The organism is Pseudomonas koreensis, from assembly GCF_024169245.1.
GTDB classification, from domain to species: Bacteria; Pseudomonadota; Gammaproteobacteria; order Pseudomonadales; family Pseudomonadaceae; genus Aquipseudomonas; species Aquipseudomonas koreensis_F.
Map to the genome: position 1 here is coordinate 4,122,646 of NZ_JALJWP010000001.1, position 14,647 is coordinate 4,137,292.

15 protein-coding genes and 1 tRNA gene are annotated in these 14,647 nt (G+C 58.7%); 8 read left to right on the top strand and 8 right to left on the bottom strand.

Annotated elements, in window-relative coordinates; all coding sequences use genetic code 11:
- Positions 1 to 116 precede the first annotated feature (116 nt).
- The 3 genes from J2Y90_RS18315 to ppk2 all read right to left on the bottom strand — a co-directional run bounded on the left by J2Y90_RS18315 (position 117) and on the right by ppk2 (position 3,109).
- Positions 117 to 479, bottom strand: a complete 363-nt coding sequence (locus J2Y90_RS18315) for a response regulator (protein WP_253501455.1) — start codon at positions 477 to 479, stop codon at positions 117 to 119.
- Positions 480 to 502: 23 nt separating this feature from the next.
- Positions 503 to 1,942: an ATPase domain-containing protein gene (locus J2Y90_RS18320; protein WP_253501458.1), complete on the bottom strand. Its 1,440-nt coding sequence runs from the start codon at positions 1,940 to 1,942 to the stop codon at positions 503 to 505.
- Positions 1,943 to 2,191: 249 nt separating this feature from the next.
- The gene (gene ppk2, locus J2Y90_RS18325; protein WP_253501461.1) at positions 2,192 to 3,109 is read right to left on the bottom strand and encodes a polyphosphate kinase 2; all 918 of its coding nucleotides are present in this window, start codon (positions 3,107 to 3,109) and stop codon (positions 2,192 to 2,194) included.
- Positions 3,110 to 3,287: 178 nt separating this feature from the next.
- Here ppk2 and pstS point away from each other — a divergent pair, with 178 nt between their 5' ends.
- The 6 genes from pstS (at position 3,288) to J2Y90_RS18355 (ending at position 8,540) form a co-directional block, all read left to right on the top strand.
- Positions 3,288 to 4,319, top strand: a complete 1,032-nt coding sequence (gene pstS, locus J2Y90_RS18330; RefSeq protein WP_064361713.1) for a phosphate ABC transporter substrate-binding protein PstS — start codon at positions 3,288 to 3,290, stop codon at positions 4,317 to 4,319.
- Positions 4,320 to 4,393: 74 nt separating this feature from the next.
- Positions 4,394 to 5,359, top strand: coding sequence for a phosphate ABC transporter permease subunit PstC (gene pstC, locus J2Y90_RS18335; RefSeq protein ID WP_253501463.1), 966 nt, complete (start codon positions 4,394 to 4,396; stop codon positions 5,357 to 5,359).
- Entirely contained in the window at positions 5,359 to 6,270 is a 912-nt protein-coding gene (pstA, locus tag J2Y90_RS18340) for a phosphate ABC transporter permease PstA (protein WP_065617250.1), read from the top strand. The genes pstC and pstA overlap by 1 nt, the downstream gene beginning before the upstream one ends.
- A gap of 75 nt (positions 6,271 to 6,345) precedes the next feature.
- On the top strand, positions 6,346 to 7,107 hold the full coding sequence (gene pstB, locus J2Y90_RS18345; RefSeq protein WP_016774591.1) for a phosphate ABC transporter ATP-binding protein PstB: 762 nt from the start codon (positions 6,346 to 6,348) through the stop codon (positions 7,105 to 7,107).
- 93 nt (positions 7,108 to 7,200) lie between these two features.
- On the top strand, positions 7,201 to 7,899 hold the full coding sequence (locus J2Y90_RS18350) for a hypothetical protein (RefSeq protein WP_253501466.1): 699 nt from the start codon (positions 7,201 to 7,203) through the stop codon (positions 7,897 to 7,899).
- A complete protein-coding gene (locus J2Y90_RS18355) occupies positions 7,899 to 8,540 on the top strand; it encodes a hypothetical protein (protein WP_253501469.1) in 642 nt (213 codons plus the stop codon). The genes J2Y90_RS18350 and J2Y90_RS18355 overlap by 1 nt, the downstream gene beginning before the upstream one ends.
- Before the next feature lie 150 nt (positions 8,541 to 8,690).
- Here the strand turns inward: J2Y90_RS18355 and J2Y90_RS18360 are convergent.
- Positions 8,691 to 8,778: transfer RNA gene (locus J2Y90_RS18360), tRNA-Ser, on the bottom strand.
- Positions 8,779 to 8,901: 123 nt separating this feature from the next.
- Here J2Y90_RS18360 and J2Y90_RS18365 point away from each other — a divergent pair.
- Positions 8,902 to 9,573 carry a Bax inhibitor-1/YccA family protein gene (locus J2Y90_RS18365; protein ID WP_042609827.1) on the top strand — a complete coding sequence of 224 codons (672 nt, stop codon included), beginning with the start codon at positions 8,902 to 8,904 and terminating at the stop codon, positions 9,571 to 9,573.
- 65 nt (positions 9,574 to 9,638) lie between these two features.
- On the opposite strand, the gene J2Y90_RS18370 is transcribed toward J2Y90_RS18365, so the two are convergent.
- Entirely contained in the window at positions 9,639 to 9,968 is a 330-nt protein-coding gene (locus J2Y90_RS18370) for a YceK/YidQ family lipoprotein (RefSeq protein ID WP_253501472.1), read from the bottom strand.
- Positions 9,969 to 10,026: 58 nt separating this feature from the next.
- Positions 10,027 to 10,464 carry an Lrp/AsnC family transcriptional regulator gene (locus J2Y90_RS18375; protein WP_007955121.1) on the bottom strand — a complete coding sequence of 146 codons (438 nt, stop codon included), beginning with the start codon at positions 10,462 to 10,464 and terminating at the stop codon, positions 10,027 to 10,029.
- 147 nt (positions 10,465 to 10,611) lie between these two features.
- On the opposite strand from J2Y90_RS18375, the gene J2Y90_RS18380 reads away from it, so the two are divergent.
- Entirely contained in the window at positions 10,612 to 11,505 is an 894-nt protein-coding gene (locus J2Y90_RS18380; protein ID WP_253501475.1) for a DMT family transporter, read from the top strand.
- A gap of 3 nt (positions 11,506 to 11,508) precedes the next feature.
- Here J2Y90_RS18380 and J2Y90_RS18385 read toward each other — a convergent pair whose 3' ends face one another.
- Positions 11,509 to 12,549, bottom strand: coding sequence for an FUSC family protein (locus J2Y90_RS18385; protein ID WP_253505233.1), 1,041 nt, complete (start codon positions 12,547 to 12,549; stop codon positions 11,509 to 11,511).
- A gap of 46 nt (positions 12,550 to 12,595) precedes the next feature.
- Positions 12,596 to 14,221 carry an NADP-dependent glyceraldehyde-3-phosphate dehydrogenase gene (locus tag J2Y90_RS18390; RefSeq protein WP_253501478.1) on the bottom strand — a complete coding sequence of 542 codons (1,626 nt, stop codon included), beginning with the start codon at positions 14,219 to 14,221 and terminating at the stop codon, positions 12,596 to 12,598.
- Positions 14,222 to 14,647 lie beyond the last annotated feature (426 nt).

The following is a 14,647-nucleotide window of genomic DNA, read 5'->3' on the forward strand; positions in this document are numbered from 1 at the left end:
GGATCGCAAGCACTTGAGTCCGAATTCGAGTCTACTTCGAATTCTTCCAGAACGAGTGGCGTGAATAACCTGGAAAGTCTGCGAGGAGGCTGTAGGCGGCTTGCTTTAACGACGGACTACTCCGTCGCCAACAGCTTCTTCACCTCAGCCACAATCACCGCAATATCGAACGGCTTGGGCAGCACCACATCGAACAGATCCGAGCGCTGCATGCCGATGTGCGCCTGTGCGCCACTCATCAGAATGATCGGCAAGTGCTTCACGGCGGGCTGGGCACGCACGGCTTCGGCGAATTCGAGGCCGTCCATGACCGGCATCATGAAGTCCGTGATGACCAGGGCTGGACGTTCTCTTTCCAGCACCTCGAGAGCCTTCTTGCCGTTGCTCGCGGTCACGGTCATGAAGCCCTCATCCTCGAGCGCAAAGCCAAGAATGTCAGCAATCAGATATTCGTCGTCGACTACCAGAATGGTGGTCATGTTATTTCAACCCGCTTGAAGACTTACGAAATTGAACCAGGCAATGACTCAGCTGCGACTGAAGGTTCATTTTTCAAAGCCTTTTCCAGGAACACATCTTGATCACGGATAACCACCTCGAACCGCGACGGGTTGTAGGAGCTATCACGTATCTTGAGAATGGAAAGCGTCCTGTGAAGTTCAGCGTGATTTTCAAAGAACCGCATGAGCATCAGGTTGTCGACAATACTGGACAGGTCAGAGGTCGGTGCGCTGATTTCGGAACCGAACAAATCGCGCATTTCCCAGGAGGCGAACACCGTGACGCCTCTGGATCGCAGCTCGTTCATCAGTGCACTGAAAAAATCGGTGATGCGTTCCGGTGTGGTTGAAACCCGCGTCATGCCGCTGAGGCTATCGATGAACAGGCGCTTGATGCCTTTTTCATCGACCAGTCTCAACAGGCGTGCGCCGAGGCCGTCCAGCAAGCCTTCAGTGGTGGGCTGCCAGGCAATGCTCAGCGCACCGCTGTGTTCCATTTGTTCAATATCGATGCCCAGCGAACGGCCTTTGAGCCGCAGCCGCTGCGGGCTTTCATAGAAACCGAAATGCAGGCCCGGCGCTTCGGGCGTCGACTGCGCGATGAACTTCAGACCCAGGGTGGTCTTGCCGATCCCGGAAGGACCCATGACCAGCGTAACGCTTGAGCTGTGCAGGCCGCCGCCGAGGATGTCGTCCAGCGAGGCAATGCCGCTTGGGATGCGCGTCATGTCCGCACTGTCCGGGGCGGACGGGCGTTTGTACAGCGTTTCGAGGCGCGGATAGATCACCAGGCCGTTATCGGTGATTTCACATTCGTGAACACCGGTCAACGCGCCGCTGCCGCGGGTCTTGCGCAAATGAATGCGGCGCACCGAGCGGGTACCGAACAGCTCTTCGCCCATTTCGATGACGCCGTCGACCATGGTGTGCTCGGGGCTGCCGTCATCCAGGCGCGAGCTGGTGAGAAACAGCACGGTGCAACCGGCAAACGCCGCATGGCCTTGCAGTTCGGAGATGAATTTTTTCGTGTCGATCGGCGAATCGGCTTTGGACCGTGCATTGAGCAGGCCGTCAACGACCATGACGGTCGCCTTCTGGCGGGTAATTTCGCGGCGAAGCAGCTTCACCACCTCATCGAGGCCTTCGTTTTCCAGCGTGTCGAATGCGCTGACAAACTGTATTTCGGCGCCAACACGCGAGGCGTCGAAGAAGCTCATGGTCGACAGAAACTGAAACAGCCGGTCGTGGGATTCGGCCAGCAACGTGGCGACCAGAACACGACCGCCGTTACGGGCATGATGAAACCCTAGCTGATTGGCGAGGATGGTCTTGCCGGAACCCGGGCGCCCTTGAATGATGTACGAAGCACCCGCAACCAGGCCTCCCTGAAGCAGCGCGTCGAGCCCTTCGATCCCGCTTTGAAGGCGTTTTAGCTTTTCCACAATGCGACCCTGATCTGAATAAACAGGCTTGTTCAGCCGAATGGTTTAAATGCTAACGCCATTTCCAGTTGAGGGCCATTAAGGTTGAGGGAAAGTAGCGTTTTTGCAACGTGAGCCTGACGAGCGATTGCTCGCGATCAGGGAGTAGGGACACCCGCCGCACGGGAAGATTCGATTTTCACATCCCGGAAACGACAAAGCCCCGAATAACCGGGGCTTTGTCGTTCCGCGTGCTCGATCGGGCCGAGCCTAATAGACCTGAGGCACAATGATTTCCGGTGGTGTGGGAACGCGCGAATAGTCCTCCTGCCTGACGCGTTGCGGCAGTTCGATTGCCGGCAGTTCCACCTCTTCGTACGGCATCTGCCCGAGCAGATGATGGATGCAGTTGAGCCGGGCTTTCTTTTTATCGTCAGCTTGTACCACCCACCACGGTGCTTCGGCGATGTGCGTGCGTTCAAGCATGATTTCCTTGGCCTTGGTATAGGCCTCCCAACGCCTGCGGGACTCCAGATCCATGGGGCTGAGTTTCCATTGTTTGAGCGGATCATGGATGCGACTGAGAAAGCGCAGATGCTGTTCCTGGTCGGAAATGGAAAACCAGTATTTGATCAACTGGATGCCGGAGCGGGCGAGCATGCGTTCGAATTCCGGTACGGTACGGAAGAATTCCTCGTACTGGTATTCATTGCAAAACCCCATGACTTGTTCCACACCCGCGCGGTTGTACCAGCTACGGTCGAACAACACGATTTCACCCGCCGCCGGCAGGTGCGAGACGTAGCGCTGGAAATACCACTGAGTGCGTTCGCGGTCGTTGGGAGCGGGCAGGGCGGCGACCCTGCAGACCCTTGGGTTCAGGCGTTGGGTGATGCGTTTGATGACACCGCCTTTACCAGCGGCGTCCCGTCCTTCGAACAGGATCACGACTTTGTGGCCCGTCTTGACCACCCAGCTCTGCAGCTTTACCAGTTCGCCTTGCAGGCGGAACAGTTCGCTGAAGTAAGTCCTTCGCGCATCCTTCTCGGAACCCTGCTGCACATGTTCATCGAACAATGCGTTGAGGTCATGGCCGTCTTCGGATAATTCAAGTTCCAGCTCTTCGTCACTGTGATCAAGCAACTCACGGTGGATGCGCTGTATCAGCGTGTCGTCTGTAGGGAACATGGCAGGGCTCGCGCGGTGAGGATGGCAAAGTGTTAGGCACAATTTGTTACGAACCCATTACATCCCCTGTGCGCCGCTTCGGCGGGGGCAGGAGGGTACCGTTTGCCACGTCGCTTTCATGAAAACGTCACAAAACTGCTGCAGAGTTCGGGAGCCCGTAATCACTAGGTGTCATTTAATGAAACGTTCGATGAAGTCTGCTGCGCTCGCCATTGCGGTATCTCTTTGTGCCACCTCGGCCTCCTTTGCAGCAGAAAATGTTCGCCTGACGGGGTCAGGAGCAAGTTTCCCGGCACCGATCTACCTGACCTGGTTCAAGGATTTCAGCAAGAAATCCGATGGCGTCACTGTGGATTACCAATCCAAGGGCAGCGGCGCGGGCGTACAGGACTTCTTGAACAAAACCGTAGATTTCGCCGCCAGTGACTCGGCGATGAAAGACGAAGATATCGCCAAGGTCGCAGAAGGCGTGCAGTTGCTGCCGATGACTGCCGGGGAAATCGTGCTGGCCTACAACCTGCCGGGCAATCCCAAGGGGCTGAAGCTGCCACGCGAGGTGTATTCCAACATTTTCCTGGGCAAGATCACGCGCTGGAACGATCCGCAGATCGTCGCTGCCAACCCGGACCTGAAACTGTCCGATACGCCGATCACGGTTGTCGTGCGTGCAGATTCCAGTGGCACGACCGCGGTATTCACCAAGCACCTGGCAACCGTCAACGCCGAGTTCAAGCAGGCGCTGGGTGAGGGCAACACCGTCAACTGGCCGGCCAGTGACAAGTTCATCAAATCGCCGAAAAACGATGGCGTAACGGCTACCGTGCGCCAGACCCCTGGCGCGATCGGTTACATCGAATACGGCTTCGCCAAGCTCGCCAAGGTCGACTTTGCCCAGTTGCAGAACAAGGCTGGCAATTACGTAGTGCCAAACGCCGAAAGCGGTGCCGAGGCCCTGGCGGCGGTGAAAATGCCGGAAAACCTGGTGGCCTGGCTGCCTGATCCGGACGGTGCAAAGTCCTATCCGATCACGTCTTACACCTGGATGATTTTCCGCAAGGACAATGGCAACCCGGCCAAGGCCAAGGCTATGCGTGAAATGGTCGAATACAGCCTGACCGAGGGGCAGAAGATCGCCGATTCGATGGGGTACATCCCGTTGCCGCAATCGGTCGTCGAACAGGTTCGCAAAGCGTCCGCCAACATTCAGTAACGCCGTGAGGTCTCTCTCGGCGTGCGCGTCCGCGCCACGCCGGGAGAGTTTTCCCCTTGTTCCGGACTTAGCCCATGAACAAACCTTTTGTCGTACCGGTTAATCCCGACTCTGCCTGCCAGCCACCCTCGACGAAGGATTTCCTGGTGGATCGCACCTTTCGCGCCCTGGCGCGAATCGGCGTGGTGCTGATTCTTGCGCTGGTATTTGCGCTGGTGTTCGAAGTCGGACGCAAGGCACTTCCCGGTATGGAGAAGCACGGCTTCGATGTGCTGCTGGGCAGCGTGTGGGACGTCAACCAAGGCAAATACGGCATCCTGCCGGCCATCTGGGGCACGCTTTACAGCGCTTTCATCGCTTTGCTGATCGCCGGTTTCTTTGGCGTGAGCATGGCGATTTTCCTGACTCAGGATTTCCTGCCGACCAAGCTCGCTGCGCTGTTTCGTACCATCGTCGAACTGCTCGCGGCCATTCCCAGCGTGGTCTATGGCCTGTGGGGGATCTATGTGGTGATTCCGGCAATTCGGCCGCTGACCACCTGGTTGAACAGCGAACTGGGCTGGATACCCTTTTTCGGCACGTCCCTGAGCGGTCCGGGCCTGCTGCCCGCAGCACTGGTGCTCGCCATCATGATTCTGCCGACGATTGCCGCCGTTTCGCAGGACGCGCTGACGGCTGTGCCGATGAAAACCAAGCAGGCCGCGTACGGCATGGGCACTACCCATTGGGAAGCGATTCTCAAAGTGATGGTGCCTTCGGCCGCCACCGGCATATTCGGCTCTCTGGTGCTCGGCCTGGGGCGCGCGCTGGGTGAAACGATGGCGCTGGCCATGCTGGTCGGCAATGCCAACAACATTTCCCTCTCACTGTTTGCACCGGCCAACACCCTTGCCGCTCTGCTGGCGCTGAACTTCCCCGAAGCCGGACCGAACGAGATCGAGGTGTTGATGTACGCCGCGCTGGTGCTGATGCTGATTACGCTGATCGTGAACATTTTCGGTTCGATGATCATGATGTACGCCCAACGGGGTCACAAGTGATGACTGATCTGACCGCAGCAACAGACCTGACGGCGCCAACGGGCGCGATGCCCAGCTTGCAACGCAAGTTCGAAGGCCGCGCGCTGCGCAGCCTGATCCTGACCACCCTGGTCTGGGCAGGTGCTCTGCTGGCCAGCGTGCCGCTGATTTCCGTGCTCTACATGCTGATCACCCGCGGTGGCGCGCGCCTGAACCTGGAAGTCTTTACCGAACTGCCACCGACCGGCTTCGAGATGGGCGGCGGTTTTGGCAACGCGATGGCAGGTACCTTTGTGATGGTCGGTATCGCGGCAGCGATCGCGGTGCCGGTCGGGATCATGGCGGCGATCTTCCTGGCTGAGCTGGGCCCGGACAGCAAACTGGGGAACGCCGCACGTTTCGCCGCCAAAATGCTCACGGGCCTGCCGTCGATCCTGGCGGGGGTGTTTGCCTATGCCCTGGTGGTGATGACGACCGGCACGTATTCGGCACCGGCGGGTGGCGTGGCACTGGCGGTTTTGATGCTGCCGATCGTTGTGCTGACCGCGGAAGAATCGATGCGGATGGTGCCCAAGATCATGAAAGATGCCGCTTATGGCATGGGCTGCACCCGATCGCAGGTCATCTGGAAAATCATCTTGCCGACCGGCATGCCGGCGATCCTGACTGGCGTGATGCTCGCCGTGGCGCGTGCCGCAGGCGAGACGGCACCGCTGTTGTTTACCGCGCTGTTCAGCAACTACTGGATCTACCACCAGGGCAATCTCGATGTCATGAACCCGACTGCCTCGCTGGCGGTGCTGATCTACAACTTCTCCGGCATGCCTTTCGATAACCAGCTCGAGCTCGCATGGGCGGCCTCGTTGGTGCTGGTGATGATCGTGCTGTTCGTGAACATCATCAGCCGTATTTTCGGCAAGCCCAAGTATTAAGAACGGGAGCAACTGATTTTGAACGTATCCACTGCGCAAATAGCCGCTCCGTTTGTCACCCAGGCGCCTGTAGTCATGGACTGCAAACTGGACAAGATTTTCTACGGCAACTTCATGGCGGTACGTGACAGTCACGTGCCGATCGAGAAAAACAAGATCACCGGATTCATCGGTCCTTCAGGCTGCGGCAAGAGCACCGTGCTGCGCAGCCTCAACCGGATGAACGACCTGGTAAAGGGCTTTCGCTTCGAGGGCCATGTGCATTTTCTCGGGCAGGACGTGTACGGCAAGGGTGTCGATCCGGTGGTCGTGCGCCGCTACATCGGCATGGTGTTTCAACAGCCAAACCCGTTTTCGATGAGCATCTTCGACAACGTTGCGTTTGGTCTGCGCCTCAATCGCTACAAGGGCGATATCGGCGACCGCGTCAAGCATGCGCTGCAAGGCGCCGCGCTGTGGGATGAAGTCAAGGACAAGCTCAAGGTCAGCGGCCTGTCGCTCTCCGGTGGCCAACAGCAACGCCTGTGTATCGCCCGGGCAATCGCCACCGAGCCGGAAGTCCTGCTGCTGGATGAGCCCTGTTCGGCACTCGACCCGATCGCCACCCGACGGGTCGAAGAATTGATGGTCGAGTTGAAGAAGGACTACACCATCGCACTGGTCACTCACAACATGCAGCAGGCCATCCGTGTCGCTGACACCACGGCGTTTTTCTCGGTGGATATTTCCCAGGGCACGCGCACTGGCTATCTGGTCGAGATGGGCCCGACCGCGCAGATCTTCGACAATCCGCGGGAGCAGATGACCGGCGATTACATCAGCGGCAAGTTCAGCTAAGCCTCAACACCGGTCACAGCCGCCTACCTGCACAAGCCAAATGGATTTGGCGGGCACCGGCGGACATTTACCAAGCGTTTCCAAGGAGCACCAATGCCTGCCAAGCACCGTCTTGATTTGCCTGCGATTGAACGCGCACTGCGTGACGTGCAGAGCCGTTTCGCCAAGCTCAGCCGGCACTTCACCGAGCCCCGAGACCCGTTCACTGACGAAGTCCTGAACAATGTGCTTGAAGGTTATGCGTTGGTTGACGAATATGTTGCCCGCGGCATCGACCTGTTCGATCTGCAGCAACTAAACCTGATGCTGGAGATCAATGCCACGGTGCTGTGTGGCCGGGATCCGGCGCGCCGGGTCGAATACGCCCAGCATCTGGCAGCCACCGAGGCGCACTTCTTCAACAATGTTGAGGGCGGCATCAAGGACTTGTACAACTGGTATTGCGCGTACCGCAGTGAATCGGTCTGGAAGCGTGCAGCGGGGGTCTACGTACGGATTCTCAGCAAGCCGCAGCTGTTTATCGAAGGCAATAACCGCAGTGGCTCGCTCATTGTCAGCTACCTGCTCATGCGCGCAGGACTGCCGCCGTTCGTGCTGACGCTGGAAAACGCCGAGGGCTACTTCAACCCGTCCTCGGTCATCCGCAACTCCGCCAAGCATGGCGTCAAGGCGTTGTACGAATTGCCCAAGATCAAGAAAAAATATGCAGCATTTCTAGAAGAACAGGCGCCCGATCCAATGAAGTTCTTTCTCAAAGACAAGCCTTTACCGCTTTCTCAAGGTGGCCATTGATGAGCTGGGCCCCGGCGTTTGCCAGATGCAAAATCCTCGTCAGCCGGGCAGGGCAGGTCATCCGCTGCGCTCTGCCGCAGCTGTTCAGGCGTCAGCGCATACGAATTTCGTTCGATATCGATGACACGCTCGCTTGCCAGCTCCACCACTGCGCAGTCGAGAACAGTCGACTACCGGACTGTATCCATCGCTGGTTGGGTGAGCCGTTGCGCATGGGCACGCGATCGCTGATCCGAGAGCTGCGCCGCCAGGACTGCAGTGTCTGGGTCTACACGTCGTCCGGGCGCACGCCGTCCTATATCCGACGTTGGTTAGCGCTGTACGGTATCCGCGTCGACGGCGTGGTCAACAGCGTGCTGCACAACCGTGCCCTGACGGCGCACGGGATGTCGAATGCGCCTTCCAAGTATCCGCCAGCGTTCGATATCGACTTGCATGTCGATGATTCGGAGGGCGTGCAGATTGAAGGCAAGGATCATGGCTTCCGGGTGGTCGTGGTGCATCCCGAGGATGATCGCTGGGCGCAGAAAGTGCTGGATTCGGTGGCCAAGGTCCAGGCGCAGCTCGCCTGGCAGCAAATGCGCAGGCCCAAAGAGCCGGTGCAACACCGTGCGGGCGCGTTCTTCGAGCCGCTTGGTTGAGCGGGTAAAGCATCCGCTATCAGGACAGCAGAGCCTCCGGTACGAGGCACTGCTGCGAATGACTCGAAAGCTGCGGAAACGATGCTGCGCAAAACCTGTATCGCAGAAACGACAAAGCCCTGAATAATCAGGGCTTTGTTGTACTTAAGATGGCGGAGGCGATGGGATTCGAACTCATGGACCTGTTACAGTCGACGGTTTTCAAGACCGTTGCCTTAAACCACTCGGCCACACCTCCGTTTGCGTTGCGGGCGCCATAATACCTGAATGAAACACACTGTCAAACTCTCTGCATGGCTTGTTACAGAGCGTCTGTTATGATCTTTGCGACTGAACGTTTCAAACCAACAGGAGTGTCGCCATGCGCGAACAGGATTACGCAGTTAATAACAGCGTGCAGGCTGAGCAGCTAGAGGTTAGCCGCGTCCTGCGCAACACTTATGGTCTCTTGGCTCTGACCCTCGCATTCAGCGGTGTGATGGCCTTCGTAGCCCAGCAGATGCGTGTCGGCTACCCGAACATTTTCGTGGTGCTGATCGGCTTCTACGGGCTGTTCTTCCTCACCAACAAACTCCGTGATTCCGCGTGGGGCCTGGTGTCCGCGTTTGCGTTGACCGGTTTCATGGGGTTCCTGCTCGGCCCGATCCTCAACCGTTACCTGGGCATGCAGGGCGGCGCTGAAGTGGTCAGCTCGGCATTCGCCATGACCGCACTGGTGTTCGGTGGCCTGTCGGCCTACGTGCTGATCTCGCGCAAGGACATGAGCTTCCTGAGCGGTTTCATCACCGCCGGTTTCTTCGTGTTGCTGGGTGCGGTAGTCGCCAGCTTCTTCTTCCAGATCAGCGGCCTGCAACTGGCGATCAGCGCCGGTTTCGTACTGTTCTCGTCGGTCTGCATTCTGTTCCAGACCAGCGCGATCATCCACGGCGGCGAGCGCAACTACATCATGGCGACCATCAGCCTGTATGTATCGATCTACAACCTGTTCGTCAGCCTGCTGCAACTGTTCGGCATCATGAGCCGCGACGACTGATCTTCAAGGCTGCAATAAAAAACCCGCTTCGGCGGGTTTTTTATTGTCTGGAGAAAAGTGCCTGCTCAGTTGATGACGATGCTGCCATCTACTTGTTGACGGTAGATCGTGTAGGGCAGCAGCAAGGTGTCGAGTGCGCCGGACACTACAGCGTCCACCAGCACCACGGGAATTGCCGCGTTGCGGTGATCGTCGGGATCGATGCCTGAGGCCAGCGGTGCGTTCAGTGTGCAGAAGTCGTAGGCGAGGCCGCTGTAGATTCTCGGCACCGCCCCGCAATAACTCTTTTGTTCCTTGAGCCCATCCACGGCAGCCTGATCATTGCGCGCCACCGTTTGAATCGTGCCACAGCCGCTGAGCAGCAGGGCCGCCAGCGTCATTGCCTGAATTTTCATACTGCCATTCCATAGCTGCGAAAACCCACAATCTACGCTGATCATGGGCAAAAGGCACCTAGGCCATGGGCGGCAGGCGCCGTTTGACCGGGGTTTTCTTGACAATCGCCGTGTTGGTTTCCGCCAGCGTATTGAGCCGATCGAGCAAAGTATCGAGTTGCTCCATCGAGCGCACGTGCAAGCGGGCGATAAAGCAGTCCTCCCCGGTGACCTTGTCGCACTCGGTGAACTCCGGAATCGACATGATCTGCCGCTCAACCTCCTGCAATTGCCCTGGCAGCGGCCGTACGCGAACAATCGCCTGCAACTGATAGCCGAAGCATTTCGGATCGATTTCTACCGTGTAGCCCTTGAGCACGCCACGTTCTTCCAGGCGCCGCAGTCGCTCGGCCACGCTCGGCGAAGACAGGCCACTGATCTGCGCCAGCGCTTTAAGCGAGCGTCGCGAATCTTCCATCAGCGCGCCGATGAGAATCTGATCGATATCGTCAGTCATGTGCAAAGTCCCGATTAGGCGAAAGGAGCGAAACGCCCGCGATAAAAAAGGCAAACATCGAGTTTAGCCTGCTTTATGCGCTGGAGCAGCCCGCCTTGCGATTGGCATACTTTTGCCATGCTTTCGCCACAGTCTCAGGAGATAAATATGGACAACACAACTCGTCGCGGCTCGCTGGAAATGACCGCTGCCATGCTGATATCCGGGACGATCGGCTGGTTTGTCCTGGTGTCCGGGCAACCGGTGCTGGACGTGGTGTTCTGGCGCTGCGTGTTCGGCGCCGGGACCTTGCTGTTGATCTGCGCCGCGTTCGGCTTCCTGCGCCCAGGGATTCTGACCCGCACAACGTTTCTGCTGGCGATACTGAGCGGCATGGCGATTGTCGGTAATTGGGTGTTGCTGTTCGCGTCCTATTCCCGCGCCTCGATTGCCATTGGTACGGCGGTGTATAACGTGCAGCCGTTCATGCTGGTCGGTCTGGCGGCGTTGTTCCTCGGCGAAAAAATCACCTTGCAGAAGCTGTTCTGGCTAGCGATTTCGTTTATGGGCATGCTGGCGATCGTCAGCGCCCACGGCACCCAAGGCGAGAGCGGCAACGATTACCTGCTGGGAATTGCCTTGGCGTTGGGCGCGGCGTTTCTGTATGCGATTGCCGCGTTGATCATCAAACGTCTGACCGGCACGCCACCGCACCTGATCGCGCTGATTCAGGTCTGCACCGGTGTGTTGTTGCTCGCGCCATTTGCCCACTTCGATGCGTTGCCGCGAGGCGCCGATGCCTGGGCCAGTCTGGTGACGCTGGGTATTGTGCATACCGGTGTGATGTACGTCTTGCTGTACGGTGCGATTCAAAAATTGCCGACAGCGTTGACCGGCGCGCTGTCCTTCATCTATCCGATTGCGGCAATCTTTGTTGACTGGTTCGCCTTTGGCCATCGCCTTGAACTGCTGCAATGGCTGGGTGTAGTCGCGATCCTGCTGGCCGCCGCCGGCATGCAGCAAGGTTGGGGATTGAAAGCCCGGCGGCTGGCAGCGCAATAGCGTTCAGATATTCCAGCGCGGCGCGGTTGCCGCCAAGCGCTGACGCATCTCGCTGATATTGGCGGCAAGTTGCCGGGTCAACATCCGGTAGCCATCCAGCGTATTGGCGACTGGCGCATCCAGGTCCGCTGCCGGCAGTTCCATCGGACGCTCCAGCCGCTGCGATGCGCCGGTTTTCAACGCGCGGGCCATGCCGATCAGTTGCACGCGAATCTGCCGGTGTTCAGCCTTCAGTGCCGTTTGCAGATGTGCCGTAGCCTGTGGGTCGCTGACGCTGGGACGGATATTGCCGAGGATTTCCAGCGTGCTGATGCACATGCGCAGGTTGCGCTGAATGGCGTCGAGCTCGGTCATGGAAATCTTCACTTCCTTGGACACCGACGGCATCAGCGAGCGCAGTTGCACCATCACCGCACCCACCTTGCTCATCAGCCGCACATGTTCGTCGGCGCTGATCGCTTCACCGTTGATGATGCGCCCGTACACCGTTGCGCAGTCGCGCAAGGCATCGGCGAGGTTGTAGCGCCACGAATAGACCGCGTACAGCGGCAGGGCGAAGGAAAACGCCAGGGCGAGGGCGATGCCGATCAGAATGTCGACGCCGCGCCACAAGCCATCGGTGATGGGGTTATCGCCATGTCCGGCGACGATGAATACGGTGATGGCCGAGAGCAGGGCGGTGTAACCGCCCTTGCCGATCGCGTGATAAGAGAAAAAACCACAGACCACGGCCATGGAAAAGTAAGTCAGCCACGGCATGCCCAACCAGGCGTGCTGCGCCACCAACGCCAGCCCGACACCCGCGCCGATCAAGGTGCCGATGGCGCGCTCGGCGGCTTTTTTGCCGATATTGCCGTGGTGCTGCAGTCCGCCGATCACCACCAGCATCGTCACCGACGCCCATTCGCCATGGGGCAGGTTGATGCCGGTGGTCAGCACAATGGTCGCCAACAACCCCAGCGCCACCCGCACGGAGTGAATCAATCGAGCGTGGCGGTAGCGCCGATACGGGTCCAGCAGCGGGCGCAGAATCCGGCGCAACAGCGGTGGCCATCGGTGGGTGCTGAATCTACTCAGTGCAAGGCCCTCGTCAGAAGATGTAGTCGGTGGTCAGGAAGCTCGAATCACGCCCGCGAATGATCTCGCTGATCAGGCCCTTGTTGCTTTCCTGGAATTTTGTCGCCACCAGGGTACGGATCGAAAACACCCGCAACGCATCGTGTACCGACAGCGTGCCTTCGGCGGAGTTCTTGCGGCCGTTGAACGGATAGGTGTCCGGGCCGCGCTGGCACTGGGCGTTGAGGTTGATCCGCCCGACCTGGTTGGCGAAGGTGTCGACCAGACGACCGACCGCCACCGGGTTGGTGCCGAAGATGCTCAGCTGTTGGCCGAAGTCGGATTCCAGCACGTAGTCGATCACGGTATCGAGATGACGGTACGGCACGATTGGCACCACCGGGCCGAACTGTTCTTCCTGATAGACGCGCATCTGCGGGTTCACCGGATAGAGCACTGCGGGGTAGAAGAACGAGGCATGGGATTCGCCGCCATTCGGGTTGACCACTTGCGCGCCTTTGCTCTGCGCATCCGCGACCAGACCGTGCAGATAATCGACTTTGCCCGACTCCGGCAGGGGCGTCAGCGAAACACCGCTGTCCCATGGCATGCCCGGTTTCAGCGTGGCCAGCCTGGCATTGAATTTCTCGATAAAACTGTCGACCACGTCTTCATGCACGAAGAGGATTTTCAGTGCGGTGCAGCGCTGGCCGTTGAACGACAGCGAGCCGGTGACCGCTTCGCTGACGGCATTGTCGAGATCGACTTCGGGCAAAACGATGCCCGGGTTCTTCGCATCCAGACCGAGAGCCGCGCGCAAACGGTGTTGTTTCGGGTGCAGCTTCTTCAGGTCGCTGGCGGCCTTGTTGGTGCCGATGAACGCGAAAATGTCGATCTTGCCGCTGGCCATCAGTGCGCTGACGGTCTCGCGGCCGCTGCCGTAGATCACGTTGATCACACCGCTCGGGAAGCTGTCGCGGAAGGCTTCGAGCAACGGCCGAATCAGCAGCACGCCGAGCTTGGCCGGTTTGAACACCACGGTGTTGCCCATGATCAGCGCCGGGATCAGCGTGGTGAAGGTTTCGTTCAGCGGATAGTTGTAAGGCCCCATGCACAAGGCGACGCCGAGCGGTACGCGGCGGATCTGGCCGAGGGTGTCCTGCTCCAGCTCGAAGCGGCTGGAGCGGCGGTCGAGTTCTTTCAGGGCGTTGATGGTGTCGACGATGTAGTCGCAGGTGCGATCGAACTCTTTTTCCGAGTCCTTGAGGTTTTTGCCGATCTCCCACATCAGTAGCTTGACCACGGCTTCGCGCTGCTCACGCATGCGGCCGAGAAACGCTTCGACATGCTGAATACGCTCGGCCACGCGCATGGTCGGCCACAGGCCCTGGCCACGGTCGTAGGCGCGGACAGCGGCGTCGAGAGCGGTGAGGGCGGTTTCGGCATCGAGCAGCGGCGTGCTGCCGAGGATGACCTGTTCTTCACCGTTTTCGCCTTTCAGATAAACCGGGCTGCGCACCTGCGCGAGCGGGCCGTCCCAGCGGCGTAATTGGCCGTCGACCAGATATTCACGCTGCTCCACCTGACCGTCCAGGCGGTATTTTTCAGGGATGTCGCTGACAGAAGGAAACAGGTTGCCAAGGATGTTTGCTGTGGTCATGTCACTACCCTGTGTTGATGTCTGCATGCAGATCAAAAAGTCTCTACAGGTTATACGCCTGAATGCCCGTTGATTTAACCCCGTGAATGTCACGCGAATGTCACGCGCAGGCTCGGACCAGAAGGGTAGCAGCAGCGCAAAGACGCGTGCTTGAACGCCGATTTTCCCCTGTGGGAGCGAGCTTGCTCGCGAAGACGGCGGCACATTCGATATCTTGATTTCTGACGCACCGCTTTCGCGAGCAAGCTCGCTCCCACAGGTTCATGTACACAACCAGGAGAGCCGGACAACCACAAATTCCCTGTAGGAGGGAGGCTGACCTGACGCCATCGCGAGCAGGCTCACTCCTACAGGGGGGCGGCGCAACCGATATGGCCTTCGGTAATGAAGCTTTTATGACAAAAGTTCGGTAGCCCTTTGCCAGTC